At 61.1% G+C, this 15,765-nt stretch carries 12 protein-coding genes and 1 pseudogene; 11 read left to right on the top strand and 2 right to left on the bottom strand.

All coding sequences use genetic code 11. The features are described 5' to 3' along the window. Positions 1-117: 117 nt before the first annotated feature. The 4 genes from SFY93_RS09825 (at position 118) to SFY93_RS09840 (ending at position 5,497) form a co-directional block, all read left to right on the top strand. On the top strand, positions 118-3,051 hold the full coding sequence (locus SFY93_RS09825) for a ribonucleoside-diphosphate reductase subunit alpha (protein ID WP_320446947.1): 2,934 nt from the start codon (positions 118-120) through the stop codon (positions 3,049-3,051). A gap of 145 nt (positions 3,052-3,196) precedes the next feature. Beyond that, the gene (locus tag SFY93_RS09830) at positions 3,197-4,321 is read left to right on the top strand and encodes a ribonucleotide-diphosphate reductase subunit beta (RefSeq protein ID WP_120288541.1); all 1,125 of its coding nucleotides are present in this window, start codon (positions 3,197-3,199) and stop codon (positions 4,319-4,321) included. A 112-nt stretch (positions 4,322-4,433) separates the two neighbouring features. Then, positions 4,434-5,183: an AzlC family ABC transporter permease gene (locus SFY93_RS09835; RefSeq protein WP_175366434.1), complete on the top strand. Its 750-nt coding sequence runs from the start codon at positions 4,434-4,436 to the stop codon at positions 5,181-5,183. Next, positions 5,180-5,497 (top strand): branched-chain amino acid transport AzlD family protein, encoded by a 318-nt coding sequence (locus SFY93_RS09840; RefSeq protein WP_089261953.1) that lies wholly within the window; start codon positions 5,180-5,182, stop codon positions 5,495-5,497. The genes SFY93_RS09835 and SFY93_RS09840 overlap by 4 nt, the downstream gene beginning before the upstream one ends. Positions 5,498-5,624: 127 nt before the next feature. On the opposite strand, the gene SFY93_RS09845 is transcribed toward SFY93_RS09840, so the two are convergent. Continuing rightward, positions 5,625-7,277 carry a PAS-domain containing protein gene (locus SFY93_RS09845; protein ID WP_320446948.1) on the bottom strand — a complete coding sequence of 551 codons (1,653 nt, stop codon included), beginning with the start codon at positions 7,275-7,277 and terminating at the stop codon, positions 5,625-5,627. Positions 7,278-7,505: 228 nt separating this feature from the next. On the opposite strand from SFY93_RS09845, the pseudogene SFY93_RS09850 reads away from it, so the two are divergent. Next, positions 7,506-7,670: pseudogene (locus SFY93_RS09850) on the top strand (IS481 family transposase); the annotation flags it as partial. Between the two features lie 264 nt (positions 7,671-7,934). Next, positions 7,935-8,609 (top strand): TetR/AcrR family transcriptional regulator, encoded by a 675-nt coding sequence (locus SFY93_RS09855; RefSeq protein WP_089261951.1) that lies wholly within the window; start codon positions 7,935-7,937, stop codon positions 8,607-8,609. A gap of 68 nt (positions 8,610-8,677) precedes the next feature. On the opposite strand, the gene cycA is transcribed toward SFY93_RS09855, so the two are convergent. Continuing rightward, the gene (gene cycA / locus SFY93_RS09860; protein ID WP_320446949.1) at positions 8,678-9,073 is read right to left on the bottom strand and encodes a cytochrome c-550 CycA; all 396 of its coding nucleotides are present in this window, start codon (positions 9,071-9,073) and stop codon (positions 8,678-8,680) included. Between the two features lie 203 nt (positions 9,074-9,276). Between cycA and SFY93_RS09865 the strand changes: the two genes are divergently transcribed. The 5 genes from SFY93_RS09865 to SFY93_RS09885 all read left to right on the top strand — a co-directional run bounded on the left by SFY93_RS09865 (position 9,277) and on the right by SFY93_RS09885 (position 15,696). Beyond that, a complete protein-coding gene (locus SFY93_RS09865) occupies positions 9,277-10,770 on the top strand; it encodes an FAD-linked oxidase C-terminal domain-containing protein (protein ID WP_309947417.1) in 1,494 nt (497 codons plus the stop codon). A gap of 187 nt (positions 10,771-10,957) precedes the next feature. Next, positions 10,958-12,196 carry an FAD-binding protein gene (locus SFY93_RS09870; protein WP_320446950.1) on the top strand — a complete coding sequence of 413 codons (1,239 nt, stop codon included), beginning with the start codon at positions 10,958-10,960 and terminating at the stop codon, positions 12,194-12,196. A gap of 12 nt (positions 12,197-12,208) precedes the next feature. After that, on the top strand, positions 12,209-13,522 hold the full coding sequence (gene glcF, locus SFY93_RS09875; protein ID WP_320446951.1) for a glycolate oxidase subunit GlcF: 1,314 nt from the start codon (positions 12,209-12,211) through the stop codon (positions 13,520-13,522). 100 nt (positions 13,523-13,622) lie between these two features. Next, positions 13,623-14,216, top strand: coding sequence for a hypothetical protein (locus SFY93_RS09880; protein WP_089261941.1), 594 nt, complete (start codon positions 13,623-13,625; stop codon positions 14,214-14,216). A 466-nt stretch (positions 14,217-14,682) separates the two neighbouring features. Then, a complete protein-coding gene (locus SFY93_RS09885) occupies positions 14,683-15,696 on the top strand; it encodes a TorF family putative porin (protein ID WP_320446952.1) in 1,014 nt (337 codons plus the stop codon). The last annotated feature ends 69 nt before the right edge of the window (positions 15,697-15,765 follow it).

Genomic DNA, 15,765 nt, shown 5'->3' on the forward strand with positions numbered 1-15,765 from the left:
GGGCGGGGTGTCCCAGCGGTCGCTTGCAGGCAATGCCGGCGGATCTCCGCCGTGTATTTTGCAGCGTCCTTTCGGCCCCAGCCCCCATTGCTTGATGCATCACACGGGGTCTTGCCGATGCCTACTTCATCTTCTGTTTTGTCCAACGGACGCGATGCGGCTCATGCGCCGCTGATTCAACTGTCGCCGGAAACGCTCGCTGCGCCTGCGCGCGAACCCTCGATGCAGATCATCCGACGCAACGGCACGGTGTCGCCGTTCGATGCGGGCAAGATTTCCGTGGCCATGACCAAGGCTTTCCTCGCGGTCGAGGGCCACACGGCAGCGGCCTCGCGCCGCGTCCATGAGGCGGTGGAACAGCTGACCGGCGAAGTCGTGGCGGCGCTGACTCGCCGCGTCGGTGAAGGCCGCACCTTCCATATCGAGGACGTCCAGGATCAGGTCGAACTGGCGCTGATGCGCAGCGAGCACCACAAGGTGGCCCGCGCTTATGTCCTGTACCGCGAGGAGCGCGCTCGCACCCGCGCCGAGGAACTGGCAGCCAAGCCCGCGCCGGTTTCCACCGCGCCGGTGCTGCATGTCACGCTCGCCAACGGCACGCGCGCGCCTCTCGATTCGGCGCGTCTCGCGCTGATCGTCAACGAGGCCTGCGCCGGCCTTGACGGAGTCGATGCCGCCCCGGTGCTCGAGGAAACCCGCCGCAATCTCTATGACGGCATTACGCTGGATGAGCTGGCACTGGCCGGCATCATGGCCGCGCGTACGCTGGTGGAGCAGGAGCCGAACTACACCTTTGTCAGCGCCCGCCTGCTGCTCGACAAGCTGCGCACCGAAGTCCTGTCCATTGTAGGGGGCACGCCGACCCACGCGTCGCAGGCCGACATGACCACGCGCTACGCCGAATATTTCGGCGCCTATATCAAGACCGGCATTGCGGCCGAGCTGCTCGATCCCGAACTCGCGCGCTTCGACCTGAAGCGAATCGCTGCCGCGCTGAAGCCGGAAGGGGACCTTCAGTTCCAGTTCCTGGGATTGCAGACGCTCTATGATCGCTACTTCCTGCATGTGCAGGGCAATCGCATCGAACTGCCCCAGGCCTTCTTCATGCGCGTTGCCATGGGCCTCGCGCTGCGCGAGATCGACCGCGAAGCCCGCGCCATCGAATTCTACAATCTGCTGTCGTCGTTCGACTTCATGGCCTCGACGCCGACGCTGTTCAATTCGGGTACGCAGCGGCCGCAGCTGTCGTCCTGCTTCCTCACGACGGTGGCCGACGATCTCGACGGCATCTTTAAGTCGGTGAAGGACAACGCACTGCTGGCGAAATATTCCGGCGGTCTCGGCAATGACTGGACGCGCGTGCGCGGTCTCGGCGCGCATATCAAGGGTACCAATGGCGAGAGCCAGGGCGTGGTGCCATTCCTCAAGGTCGCCAACGATACGGCCATCGCCGTCAACCAGGGCGGCAAGCGCAAGGGCGCGGTCTGCGCCTATCTCGAGACCTGGCACATCGACATCGAAGAATTCCTCGATCTCCGCAAGAACACCGGCGACGACCGCCGCCGCACGCACGATATGAACACCGCCAACTGGGTGCCGGATCTTTTCATGCAGCGCGTCGAGCTTGATGGCGAATGGACGCTGTTCTCGCCGGACGAGACGCCGGAACTGCACGATCTCTATGGCAAGCCGTTTGCCGAGCGCTACGCAGCCTATGAGGAAAAAGCTGCGCGCGGCGAGATCCGCGTGTTCAAGAAGGTGCGCGCAACTGACTTGTGGCGCCGCATGCTGACCATGGTGTTCGAGACCGGCCATCCCTGGATCACCTTCAAGGATCCCTGCAATCTGCGCTCGCCGCAGCAGCATGCTGGCGTGATCCATTCATCGAATCTCTGCACGGAGATCACGCTGAATACGTCCGATGATGAGGTCGCGGTCTGCAATCTCGGCTCTGTCAACCTGCTCAATCATATCGGCAAGGACGGTCTCGATCACGCGCAGCTGAAGCGCACCGTGACCACGGCGATGCGGATGCTCGACAATGTCATCGACATCAACTTCTATACCATCCCGGAAGCGCGGCGTTCCAACCTCAAGCATCGCCCGGTCGGTCTCGGTCTGATGGGCTTTCAGGATGCACTGCAGGTGCAGGGTATCGCGATGGCGTCGGATGCGGCCGTGGCGTTTGCCGACACCAGCATGGAAGCGATTGCCTTCCATTCGATCTCCGCATCGGTAGATCTCGCCGCCGAGCGCGGCCGTTATCCGTCCTTCGATGGATCGCTGTGGAGCCGCGGCATCCTGTCGATCGACTCCATCGAGATACTCGCGGAAGCCCGCGGTGGCGTGCAGATGGATCGCTCGACCACGCTCGACTGGAACGGCCTGCGTGACCGTGTGAAGTCCACCGGTATGCGTAATTCCAACGTGATGGCGATCGCGCCGACAGCGACGATCTCCAATATCTGCGGCGTCGCGCAGTCGATCGAGCCGGCCTATCAGAACCTGTATGTCAAATCGAACATGTCAGGCGATTTCACAGTGGTGAATGCTTTCCTCGTGCGCGATCTGAAGAAGCGCGGGTTGTGGGACGAGGTGATGGTCTCCGACCTCAAATATTTCGACGGCAGCGTCGGATCGATCGATCGCGTGCCCGACGATCTCAAGGCGCTGTATGCGACCTCGTTCGAAATCGACAGCGCGTGGCTGATCGAGGCGGCCTCGCGCCGGCAGAAATGGATCGATCAGGCGCAGTCGCTCAATCTCTACATTGCCAATCCCTCAGGCAAGAAGCTCGATCAGCTCTATCGCCTGGCCTGGACGCTGGGATTGAAGACGACCTACTACCTGCGCTCGCGCAGCGCGACGCATGTGGAAAAGTCGACGCTGAAGGGCACCGACGGGAAGCTCAACGCGGTGTCGGCAACAGGCGCAGCAGCGAAGACAGCAGGTGCGCCAATCCTCGTTCAGTCTTCCGCCGTCACTGCACCGGATCTGTCTGCAGCGATGGCCTGCTCGATCGACAACCCCGAATGCGAGGCGTGTCAGTAAGGGTGCGCCAAACACACTGACCTCATCCTGAGGAGCGGCTTCTTGGCCGCGTCTCGAAGGATTGCCCCACGCTCATGGTTCGAGACGCCCGCTGAAGAAGCGGGCTCCTCACCATGAGGGCCGAACAAATACGCAAGGAACACCCATGCTCGACTGGTCCGATACCTCATCCGCTCCCAAAACCCCCGCCTTCATCCCGATCCCGCAATCTCCCACCGACGCCACCGGCCTCGGCACCATCGATCGCTCCGGCGGCCGCGTCTCGGTGGACGAGAAGCGCATGATCAACTGCCGCGCGGACGTCAATCAGCTGTTGCCGCTGAAATACAAATGGGCGTGGGAGAAGTATCTCGCCGGCTGCAACAATCACTGGATGCCCACCGAAGTCTCGATGCAGGCCGATATCGCACTGTGGAAGTCGCGTGACGGCCTCACCGAAGACGAACGCCGCGCCATCAAGCGCAATCTCGGCTTTTTCGCCGCATCGGAGAGCCTCGTCGCCAACAATATCGTGCTGGCGATCTATCGCCACCTCACCAATCCGGAATGCCGGCAATATCTGCTGCGGCAGTCGTTCGAGGAGGCGGTGCATACGCACACCTTCCAGTACATCGTCGAGAGTCTCGGCCTCGATGAGGGCGAGCTGTTCAACATGTATCGCGAGGTGCCGTCGATCACCGAGAAGGCCGCCTGGGCGCTCAAGCACACCCAGCATCTCGACGATCCCGACTTCAAGACCGGCACGCCGGAGACCGATCAGGCCTTCATGCGCGATCTCGTGGCGTTCTATGTGATCTTCGAAGGCATGTGGTTTTATACGGGCTTTGCGCAGATCCTGTCGCTCGGCCGCCGCAACAAGATGGTCGGGATCGCCGAACAGTATCAATACATCCTGCGCGATGAATCGATCCACCTGAATTTCGGCATCGACGTCATCAACCAGATCAAGATCGAGAATCCGCACCTCTGGACCAAAGCGTTCCAGGAGGAAATCCGCGACATGATCCGCACCGCGGCCGAGCTCGAGGCGGCCTATGGGCGAGACACCATGCCGCGCGGCTTCCTCGGACTGAATGCGGCGCTGTGCGAGACCTATATGCACTTCATCGCCAACCGCCGCTGCGCCCAGATCGGCCTCGCGCCGGTGTTCGTTGAGACGGAAAATCCGTTCCCGTGGATGTCGGAAGCCATGGACCTGAAGAAGGAGAAAAACTTCTTCGAGACCCGGGTGATTGAATACCAGAACGGCGGCGCGCTGAACTGGGAGTAGTCTTTGGTCTCATATCCGCCGCTGCATGGCGCATATGAATCCGCATCGCTTGACCTGATCGCGTGATGCCCGCAGGCATGATCTCGCCTTTCGGCATCACGCGGATCAGTCGATGCACGCCACCCACATCCCTAAAGCACCAGCCTATTGGTCGAAGGCCGCCATCGTGCCTGGCATCATTGCCATCGGTCCGATGCTGCCCGGCACGCTGGCCTTTGGCATGGCATTCGGTGCGCTGTGTGCGCAGAAGAACCTCTCGCTTGCCGAAGTCGAAGTGATGATGGCGACGGTTTATGGCGGGCTATCGCAATTTGTTGCGGTGCAATCATGGCCGGATGTGCTGACGCCGGGCGCGATCGCGACGCTGGCGCTGCTCACACTCACCGTGAATATCCGCTTCTTCCTGATGAGCGCGACGCTGCGCCCGTGGTTCGGCACGTTGCCGGCCTGGCAAGCCTACCCGTCGATGCTGCTGGTCACCGATGGCGGCTGGCTCGCCGCGATGCGCTATCGCGATCACGGCGGGGCCGATGCGTCGTTCTATCTCGGCGGCGGTATCGTGCTGTATTTCACCTGGCTGTTTTCGGCCATCCCCGGTTTCCTGCTGGCCGAACAACTCACGGACCCGAGAAAGTATGGCGTCGATCTGGTGATGCCGGCCTTCTATGCCGCGATGCTGGTGCCTGCCTGGAAGGGCCCCCGCCGTGCCATCCCTTGGGTCGTCTCGGGCGTCGTTGCCCTCGCGGTGCATTGGTTGGTGCCGGGCTGGTGGTTCATCATCGCCGGCGCGCTATCGGGAGCGATCAGTGCCGGGCTCATGGACGAACCCGAACCGCAACATCCGGCGGGTGTGTCCGCATGACGGAATTTTTGCGCAGCGACGTGATGGTCGCCTTTGCGGTCATGACCGCGGTAACAGTGGCCTCGCGCCTCGGAGGCTACTGGCTGATGGGCTACGTCAATGTCACGCCGCGGGTGCGGCGGATGCTCGATGCATTGCCGGGCTCGATCATCGTCGCCGCCGCGCTGCCCGTGGCCGTCAATGGCGGGCCAGTGGTGGTTTTCGCGATCCTCGCCGCGATGGCCGTGACCATCATCCGCCGCAACGACTTCATTGCCGTCATCACCGGCATGGCGGTAGCCGCGGCCGCCCGGGCGCTCGGTTTTGGCGGCTAGTCGTTATATCGGCTCCAGCGAGCTTCCTGGATTCGCGAGGCGCCGAAGCCCTACCGACGTCATCGCTTCGGATCTTCTTGCGCCGCGGTAGTCGTGACCCCTCAAGCTCGACGCTTTACGACGTTATTCAGGCAGCGCTTGAATTTAAGTGGGTGTGATCTTCGATCATGCTCAGCAAGAAATGGGAACCGCCGTCCTTGCCGGCGATCGGAAGCCGCTTTACCGAAACAATCCGCACGCCGTTGCCAGGCGTTTCAATTGTGTGGGTGCCGGCCTCAATTTCGCGATTTTCTGCCAGCAGCTGCTTGTCATGACGCTCAATCAATTCAGCGGTCTGTTTGGGGAAAAGATCATGCGCCGTCTTCTCGATGATTTCGGATCGCGGGAGGCCGTAAAGTATCTCTGCGGCCCGATTGACGAAGACATACTTCAGATCGCGCGCTCGCTTGGCGATAATCGCCTCGGGCACGTTTTCGATAACCGTCGCTAGGAACTGCTCGGTCCTTTCGAGTGCCTTCATAACCTGACGCTGGATGGTGATGTCTTGGTGGGTCGCCACCCATCCACCTCCGTCCATCGCCCGTTCCGAAACGCTAATGATCCGCCCATCCGCCAGTTCGATGTCGTGGACGGCTGGTTTTCTCTCGGCGATCCGGGTCAGGATCATGCTCATGTAACCGTCGATGTCGCCCGTAAACAATCCAATCTGGGCCCTGTGCTTCAGGACATCCTTGAGGGAACAGCCGGGGCGTATCACCTCTGGCGGCAAGCGATACATCTTCCTGTACTGATCATTGACAAGAACAATCCCGCCGGATCGATCAAGCATGATCAAGCCCTGGGCCATATTGTTGATGGCCGCGTCCAGCTGCCATTTTTTCGTGTGAAACCTGTCTTCCAAACTGTCGCGCGCCTTGGCGACAACCTCGCGCTCGCCTTCGAGTGCGAGGTTTTGCTCTTGAAGTTCTTCGATCTGACCTACCGCGTCCTGAAAGTTCCGAACGGCGCGAGCGAGATGGCCGATCTCGTCCTGGCGGTTAATGTGCGGAATCGCGAGTTTGATCTTTCCGGAAGCGATTCTGTCTGTGGTTTGGGTAATGTCCGACAGTGGACGCACGATAGACTTGAGGATCAATAGCGCAACGAAAGCTGCCATCGCCATTGCCGCGATGCCTAACGCGATGAGATACCACGAGACGAGTTCACCATGCTTGCCAAGCTCCGCAACATCCTTGGCACGACTCGCATAAACCTTTGCGAGAGTTTCGAGGTCTTCGTTCAGCGCAATACGCACGGTGCGGTTGGCATCGTTATCGCCCCATTCGCGACCGGCGGCTGGATCAATCGTCCTGGCTCGGCGAACGAGTTCATCGCGGAAACCGACAAACTGGTCGATGCGTTTCTTGAAAACGGCAAACTGCGCGGCGTCATCGTCGCTCACAATCTGCTCCCATTCCGCGACGACCCGCTCGATTTCTCTGTTTCGCTTGAGAAGGCTATCGCCAAACGTCTTCGCTTTGGCACGATCAGCTGACATATAGATACCGCGCGATTCCATCACCGCGGCATAGATCAAAGCGTTGACCCGCTCGATGTTCAGGGCCGCGCGCGACGAGATATCCAGCTTCTCTTGATAGGCGTGCTGTCCGCGAGCGGAATAGACCGCAAGGCACACCAGCAGGAGAATCAGCGTCAGGAAAGTCGCAACGAGTACGTAAACCGTTTCCTTAATGCTGAGTTTTCGGACCTCCGCCGATAGATCGCTCCACAGCCCCTTCATGGCATCCCGCTCTTGGTTGACTATCAAATGACCCGGTACCCTGATCCGAAAGGGATAATTTTGCGTTTCAGCAACTTCTGATCGAGTGAGCAGCTGATCGAGAGACCGGTTGGTCGCCAAGTGTCGCCACCGGTTGGTCGCCAAGTGATGTAAACGCGCCTTCCTCCACGATGCGCCGAAGGCGCCGACGACCGTGCGCTCGATCGCAGAAGCATGGCCAAGCCCGACCACCTCTGGACCAACGGCTAGGTCGAGAGGATGAACCGCCCACTCAAGGAGGCCGGCGTCAGCGCTACCCACTATGAGAGCCACCGGCAGCTGGAAGATCGCCTCGCCGCATTCCTTGATGCCGACAACTACGCTAGACGCCTTAAGACCCTAAGTGGCCTCACATCCGATGACGCTATCTGCAAGGTACGAGCGGACAAGCCAGACCGCTTCAGCCTCGATCTCCCTCCACTTGACCTCGGGACTGGACACCTGGATCTACCCGAAAAGTTGAATCCCGCTATGCGTGAAACACCTTGTCAACGAGTCTGAATTAGTGTTCAGTTCTTATCGCGGGCACCCTCAAGCTCGCTCAAAACCTTGAAGTTACGCGCCTTATTTGTGACAGCCGTCAGGCTGGCTAAGGGGGTGCCGGGGACGAGAACGCTCATGGTTTACCGACGGACCCATCAAGTCGTGAAGCGACTTGCGGCGCGGCGCAGCGCCATTCTGGCGGCGGCCCGCGAAACCTGTGCCGAAGGTGGCATGGCGGCGGTTCAGATTGCACCCGTTGCGGTTCGCGCCAATGTCGCGGCGGGCACGGTTTATCGGTATTTCCCGTCCAAAGCCGACCTGATTTCCGAACTTATCGCTGACGTTTCGCGCGACGAACTCGCCGCGATCCGCCGGGCTGCGGATGCCGCGCCGGGACCGTCATCGGCGCTCGCTGCTGCGGTGACCACGGTGGCCGTGCATGTCGTCTCTCACCGCAAATTGTCGTGGGGCATCCTGGCCGAGCCGGTCGAGGTCGATGTGACGGAGTCGCGACTGGCCAGCCGCCGCGAGATTGCCGGCGAAATCGAATCCCGCATTTCGGCCGCTATTCGCGCCGGTCATTTGCCGGCGCAGGATACGGCGCTCGCGGCCGCCGCACTGCTCGGCGCGTTGCATGAAGCGCTGGTCGGGCCGATGGCGCCGGACAATCTCGAAGATCAGGCCAAGCTGCGCGACGCGGTGCAAACCGTCACGCTGCTGGCGCTGCGCGCCGTTGGCGTGATGGATGCCCGCGCCCGCGGGCTTGTGGTACAGGCCGTACTGCCGACCAAGATGGCCGCCGGCGCGTAGCGCGTTTTCAAGCGAGGTTGGTAGCGGTTCGCGCCAAGAAACCGCGCCAAAACAAAAGGCTTCAGCGCTTACTGCTTGATTTTGCCGTCCTTGTCGAACTGCGCGAGGAAGGCCCAGAGATCGTTGACCTCGGATTCCTTCTTGATGCCGGCAAAGGCCATCTTGGTTCCCGGGATCTTGGCCTTCGGGTCCTTGATGTATTCCTTGAACGTCGCTTCATCCCAGGTGATGCCGGAATTCTTGTTGGCGTCCGAATATGAATAGCCCTCGGCGATGCCGGATTTGCGGCCGTTCAACCCGTTGAGTTCCGGACCGACCTTGTTCTTGGCGTTTTCGCCGACGGCGTGGCAGGCGAGGCACTTGTTGAAGGAGGATTTCCCGGCGGCGACGTCCTGTGCAAGTGCGAAGGAGGAGGCGGTCGAGGCGGCAAGAACGATCAGGGCGCCGAAAGTGACAGACTTCATGGATGGCTCTTTTTGTTGGTTGGCTTTCCAGCTTAGTTTGTTGCACACGCTCCGAGTAGTCCACAAGTGCGATGGCGGCTGCCGCGCGTTCCGGCACCATGCGACGCGTCATGCTTTGGTAAGCTACCCAAAGCCACACGGACGTGGTTGATTCATGGCAAAGCAGCCGAGTGATCGCTGCGATCTTCGGGAGTGCGCGTTCAATGACCATCATGATGCCGGCGGCGGATCAGGCTGTCCTCGCAAGGCGCGAGGCCATTATCGCTGCATTGCGAAAGCTGGTGCCGGGCGAGGGGGTGATCTCCAGCGCGGCCGAAATGCTCCCCTATGAGTCGGATGGGCTGATGGCCTATCGCCAGCCGCCGATGGTTGTCGTGTTGCCCGATACGACTGAGCAAGTCTCAAAAGTTCTGAAATATTGTCACGAGAACGGCATCAAGGTGGTGCCGCGCGGTTCGGGCACGTCGCTGTCTGGTGGCGCGCTGCCGCTGGCCGACGCGGTACTGCTTGGTCTCGGCAAGTTCAAGCGCGTGCGCGAGATCGATTTCGACAACCGCGCCGTCGTCGTCGAGCCCGGCGTCACCAATCTCGCCATCAGCCAGGCGGTGGCGCATGCGGGCTTCTACTACGCGCCGGATCCCTCATCGCAGATTGCCTGTTCGATCGGCGGCAATGTTGCGGAGAATTCCGGCGGCGTGCACAGCCTCAAATACGGCATGACCACCAACAATCTGCTCGGCTGCGAGATCGTATTGATGTCGGGCGAAGTCATTCGCGTTGGCGGCAAGACCGCAGAGACATCGGGCTACGACCTGATGGGGATCATTACCGGCTCCGAAGGTCTGCTCGGCGTCATCACCGAAATCACCGTGCGCATCCTGCAGAAGCCGGAAACGGCGCGTGCGCTGATGATCGGCTTTGCCGAGGTCGAGCAGGCCGGCCAGTGCGTTGCCGATGTCATCAGCGCCGGCATCATTCCCGGCGGCATGGAGATGATGGACAAGCCGGCGATCCATGCGGCCGAAGCCTTCGTCCATGCGGGCTATCCGCTCGATGTCGAAGCACTGCTCATCATCGAACTCGACGGCCCAGGCGTCGAAGTCGACGAACTCATCAAGCGCGTCGAGAAAATCGCGCTCGGCTGCGGCTCGACCACCTGCCAGATATCGACCTCCGAACAGGAACGCCTGCTGTTCTGGTCTGGCCGCAAGGCAGCCTTCCCTGCAGTTGGGCGCATCTCGCCGGACTATCTCTGCATGGACGGCACGATTCCGCGTGCGGCCTTGCCGCTGGTGCTGCGCCGCATGAAGGAGATGTCAGCCAAATACGGCCTCGGCGTCGCCAACGTGTTTCATGCCGGCGACGGCAATCTGCATCCGTTAATCCTGTATGACGCGAACAAGCCCGGCGAATTGCAGCTCGCGGAAGACTTCGGTGCAGATATTCTGAGGCTGTGCGTCGAGGTCGGCGGCGTGCTGACCGGCGAGCACGGGGTCGGCATCGAGAAGCGCGACCTGATGCCGGAGATGTTCAGCGAGGTCGATCTCAATCAGCAACAGCGCATCAAATGCGCGTTCGACGCGCAGGGTCTGCTCAATCCCGGCAAGGTGTTTCCGACGCTGCATCGCTGCGCCGAACTTGGCCGCGTGCATGTGCATGGCGGCAAGCTGGCGTTTCCCGATCTGCCGCGATTTTGATGATGAGAACTGTGAAGTTAGTCGTGCCATCTGCTTTTGCAGCACGCGCGGACAAAGTGCTCCCTCCCCCCTTGCGGGGGAGGGCCGGGGAGGGGGGTAACCCCAATCTCCGGAGCGTGTGGCTACCCCCCTCCCTAACCCTCCCCCGCAAGGGGGGAGGGAATCTACAGCGTGTAGGGCATCTATCGTGGACATTTTGAAAGTACGCGACGCTCAGGACGTCGAGCAGGCGGTGCGCGCGGCAATTGCCAGCGAGCAGCCGTTGGAAATCATCGGTCATGGCAGCAAGCGCATGGTCGGCCAGCCCATTGCGACCAATGCGGTGCTCGACGTGTCGGCGCTGAATGCGGTGACGTCCTATGAGCCGAACGAATTGATCCTCACCGTGCAGGCCGGCGCGCCGATGGCCGATGTACTGTCGCTGATCGATTCCAAGAATCAGCAGTTTTCGTTCGAGCCGATGAACACGTCACAGCTCCTGGGGACGCCGGATATCGGCACCATCGGCGGCATGATTTCCGCCGGGCTCGCCGGGCCACGGCGCATTCAGGCCGGCGGTGCGCGGGATCATTTGCTCGGCGTGCATGCGGTGTCCGGCTTCGGCGACAGCTACAAGGCCGGCGGCCGGGTGGTGAAGAACGTCACCGGTTACGATGTCTGCAAGCTGCTCGCCGGCGCGTGGGGCACGCTGTCCGTGATGACGGAGGTGACCCTCAAGGTCATGCCGCGCGCGGAGAGCGAGCGCACGCTGGTGCTGAGCGGGCTCGATGATATCGCAGCTAACAAGGCGATGACCGCGGCGTTGGGGTCGCCCTTCGATGTCTCAGGTGCCGCGCATCTGCCGGGCTCGGCGTTACGTACCACGCTGGGTGCGCTTGGCGAGATCGCGTCGTCCGACCAGTCGGTGACGCTGATCCGCCTTGAAGGCATCACCGCGTCCGCGTCGCAGCGCGCGGTGTCACTGAGCACGACGCTGAAGTCATTCGGCGTGGCCGAGATACTTGAAGACGCTCAGTCCGTGGCACTGTGGGCGGGTGTCCGAGATGTGACGCCGTTCGCGGCCAGCGGTCCGCGTGCGATGTGGCCGGTGTGGCGCATCGTGACGCCGCCGGCATCGGGCGGTGCGCTGGGCCAGGCCATCGCCAAGGGATCGCAAGGCGAGGTCGTCTATGACTGGGGCGGCGGGTTGATCTGGGCGGCACTGCCGCCATCGGCTGATGCGCAGGCAACGCAGCTCCGCAAGCTGGTCAATGCGGCCGGTGGCCATGCGACGCTGATCCGCGCGCCGGAAGATGTGCGCCGTGCGGTCGATGTGTTTCATCCGCAGCCCAAGGGCATCGCGGCGCTCGGCGAACGCGTGCGCAACAGTTTCGATCCGAAGACCATTCTCAATCGCGGCCGGATGTCGCGTGGCCTTGGTACTTGAAAGACTTGCGACATGAAAACCGAATTCACCCCGACCCAGCTGGCCGATCCGGATATTGCCGAGGCCGACAAGATCCTGCGCAAATGCGTGCATTGCGGCTTCTGCACGGCGACCTGTCCGACCTATGTGCTGCTCGGCGACGAACTCGATAGTCCGCGCGGCCGCATCTACCTGATCAAGGAGATGCTGGAAAAGGATCAGAAGCCGACTCAGGAGGTGGTCAAGCATGTCGATCGTTGCCTCTCTTGCCTCGCCTGCATGACGACCTGCCCGTCCGGCGTGAACTACATGCATCTGGTCGATCAGGCGCGGGTCAAGATCGAGAAGGACTATACCCGGCCGCTCTCCGAGCGGTTGCTGCGTGACGTGCTGGCCTGGGTGCTGCCGCGTCCCGGTCTGTTTCGCCTGAGCATGATCATGGCCCGGCTGGCGCGGCCGCTGGCGGCGCTGCTGCCCTCGACCAGCAAGCAATCCAACCCAAACCTGCTTAGCCGCGTAAAGGCGATGCTGACCATGGCGCCGGCACAGCTCCCCGCCGCTGGCCCGTCCGGCGGCAGCGTCTTTCCCGCCGTTGGCGCTCGCCGGGGCCGGGTCGCACTCCTGCAGGGCTGCGCCCAGCAGGTGCTGGCGCCGCGGATCAACCAGGCCGCCATCAGCCTTTTGACCCGACATGGCGTCGAGGTCGTGCTGGTCCGGGACGAACAGTGCTGCGGTGCGCTGACCCATCATCTCGGCCGCGACGGTGATGCGCTGGCGCGGGCCAGGGCCAATATCGGCGTCTGGCTCGGCGAGGCAGACAGGGGCGGTCTCGACGCCATTCTGGTCACCGCGTCCGGCTGCGGAACCGTTATCAAGGACTATGGCTACATGCTGCGCGAGGACCCGGAGTTCGCCGCGCCGGCGGCCAAGGTCTCTGCGCTGGCGAAGGATATCAGCGAGTATGTCAGCTCCATGGATCTCCCAAAGCCTGACAAACAAAGCGACCTCGTCGTCGCCTATCACTCGGCGTGTTCGCTGCAGCATGGGCAGAAAATCACACAGGCTCCCAAAGAATTGCTTTCCAAGAATGGATTCGTGGTGAAAGATATCCCAGAGAGCCATTTGTGTTGCGGTTCGGCGGGGACGTACAACATTCTCCAGCCTGATATTGCGAGCCGGTTGCGCGATCGAAAGGTCGCCAACATCGCGATGGTCAAGCCGGATATCATCGCTGCCGGCAACATCGGCTGCATGGTTCAGATCGCCGGAGGGACGTCAGTCCCGGTCGTACATACGATTGAGCTACTCGATTGGGCGACAGGCGGTCCCAGGCCAGGATTGAACTGATCTAATTGTGACAACGGCCCCGCGTTAAACTGGCCCCGCGCTGGCGCGGAAGACTTGAAACGCCGGTCCCTTTTGGATCGGCGCCAACAGGAGGACCACGATGGCTAAAGGCAAGAAGTCGAAGAAGGACAAGAAAAAGCAGAAGAAGCTTTTGACGGCGGCGAAACCCGCGAAGAAGTCCTCCAAGAAGTCAGTCAAGAAATCCGCGAAGAAGGCTGTGAAGAAAGCGGCCAAGAAGGCTGCGAAGAAATCAGCCAAGAAGACGGTGAAGAAGGCGGCCAAGAAAGCCACCAAGAAGACTGTCAAGAAAGCCGCGAAGAAGTCTGCCAAGAAGGCGCCGAAGAAAGCTCCCGCCAAGAAGGCAGTGAAGAAGGCTGCGCCGAAAAAGGCCGCCAAGAAAGCAACACCGAAGAAAGCTGCCAAGAAGTCCGTGAAGGTTCCTTCTACGCTGTTGTCGAGCACGGCGCCCGCACCCGCTGTGACAGAAGCTCCAGCGCCGGTTGCGCTGCCGCCGAAGCCGCCGCGCAAGCCGCGTGCTCCCAAGCCCAAGCCGGTCGCACCGGCAATCGCTGAGACACCGAGCTGGGCGACGCCGGAGCCTGATCCGTCACCGGTCGAAGGGCATTCTTCAGGCGAGACGACGGCAATCGAATCTCCTGGCGATACGTCGCCCGATCACGACGAAACCAGATAGTCGAACCGGATTAAGTCCGCGTTCCTGACTCGCCAATAAACTCCGGAAAACCGCAGCGCTCGCCGCTGCGGTTTTTGCTTGGTCAGGCTCTGTCGCGCATGCGTATTTCAACCGATGCCCGGGTGTCCTGAATTTGCAGGCGATTCGAGTGATCGTTGGCCCGGAGGCCCTGACGGGCAGCTGTTAACCGCTCCAGGGACGGCAATCCACAATTCCCAGTCAGTGGTAATTCCCCGTGGTGGTATTTTCGGGCTGGAATCCCTCCAAAAACGTTGTGCTTTTGCAACACCGCGCCACAACCTCTCACGGAAACGTCAGAACGCCTATTTAGGCGGCACTTGCTCGTTTTTTTTCCTTCACCACTCCGGCTTTGCGCCTCAAAGTTGCGTTCAGTCGATGAATTTCGCGGTCTCGCCGTCTTTCGGACACGGAACTGCCTCTGGTTTCAAAAGTGATGGGGAATGTCATGAAGAAAATTGTTGTCGCCTCTGCTGCGGTGCTCGCCATGGGGATGAGCTCGGCTTCCGCAGCCGATCTGGGCGCGAAGTTGTACAAGAAGGCGCCGCCGATCGTGGCTGCCTACGATCCTTGGGATATCGCCTTCGGCGCCTCCATCACCAATAACTACCTGTTCCGCGGCATCAGCCAGTCGAACAACAAGCCGTCGGTCTCGGCCTATTTCGAGCCGCGCTACAACGTCAACAAGGACCTGCAGCTCTACATCGGTACCTCAGCTTCGAGCATCTCCTTCACCAACCGTGCAGCGCTTGAAATCGACGGCTACTTCGGTATCCGCCCGACCTGGGGTGCCGCAGCGTTCGACTTCGGCTTCTGGTACTACGGTTATCCGGGCGGCCAGTGCATCGACGGCACCATCGGCGGCGGCGGCGTTTGCCCGGTCGGTTCCAACGTTGCTCTCCCCGCTCTGAACGTCATGAAGAAGGATGTGAGCTTCTACGAGGGCTACGCGAAGGTGAACTACACCTTTAACGACTACTTCTCGCTTGGCGGTAACGCCTACTACTCGCCGAACTTCCTGAACACCGGCGCTGAGGGCACCTACGCGTCGATCACCGGTAAGGCGATCGCTCCATCGACCTGGTTCGGTTCGACTGGTCTCGGCATGTATGTTTCGGGTGAGTTCGGCCGCCAGTGGCTGGGCACTTCGGACTCCTTCTACGGCACGACCTTCACCAACCCCGGCTTTGCGGGTCCGTTCCCGGGCGGCATCAAGTATGCCGACTACAACACCTGGAACATTGGCGTTGGCTTCACTTACAAGGTGTTCACGCTCGACCTGCGCTACTCGGACACCAACCTCTCGAAGGGTGACTGCAACGCCTTCACCTCGGACTTTACGGCTTCGGGCGTCAACAACATCACCGCGATCAACCCGGGTGGTGCTAGCTCCAGCTGGTGCGGCGCGACCGGCATCGTCAAGCTCTCGGCTGACCTGACCGCGATGTCGAACCTGAAGTAAGAACTTCGACTGAGATCGAAGGGGCGGCAGAGCAATCTGCCGCCCCTTTTCTTTTGGGATAGGGCTTCC

Source organism: Tardiphaga sp. 42S5, assembly GCF_034044155.1.
In the GTDB taxonomy this organism is placed as follows: Bacteria; Pseudomonadota; Alphaproteobacteria; order Rhizobiales; family Xanthobacteraceae; genus Tardiphaga; species Tardiphaga robiniae.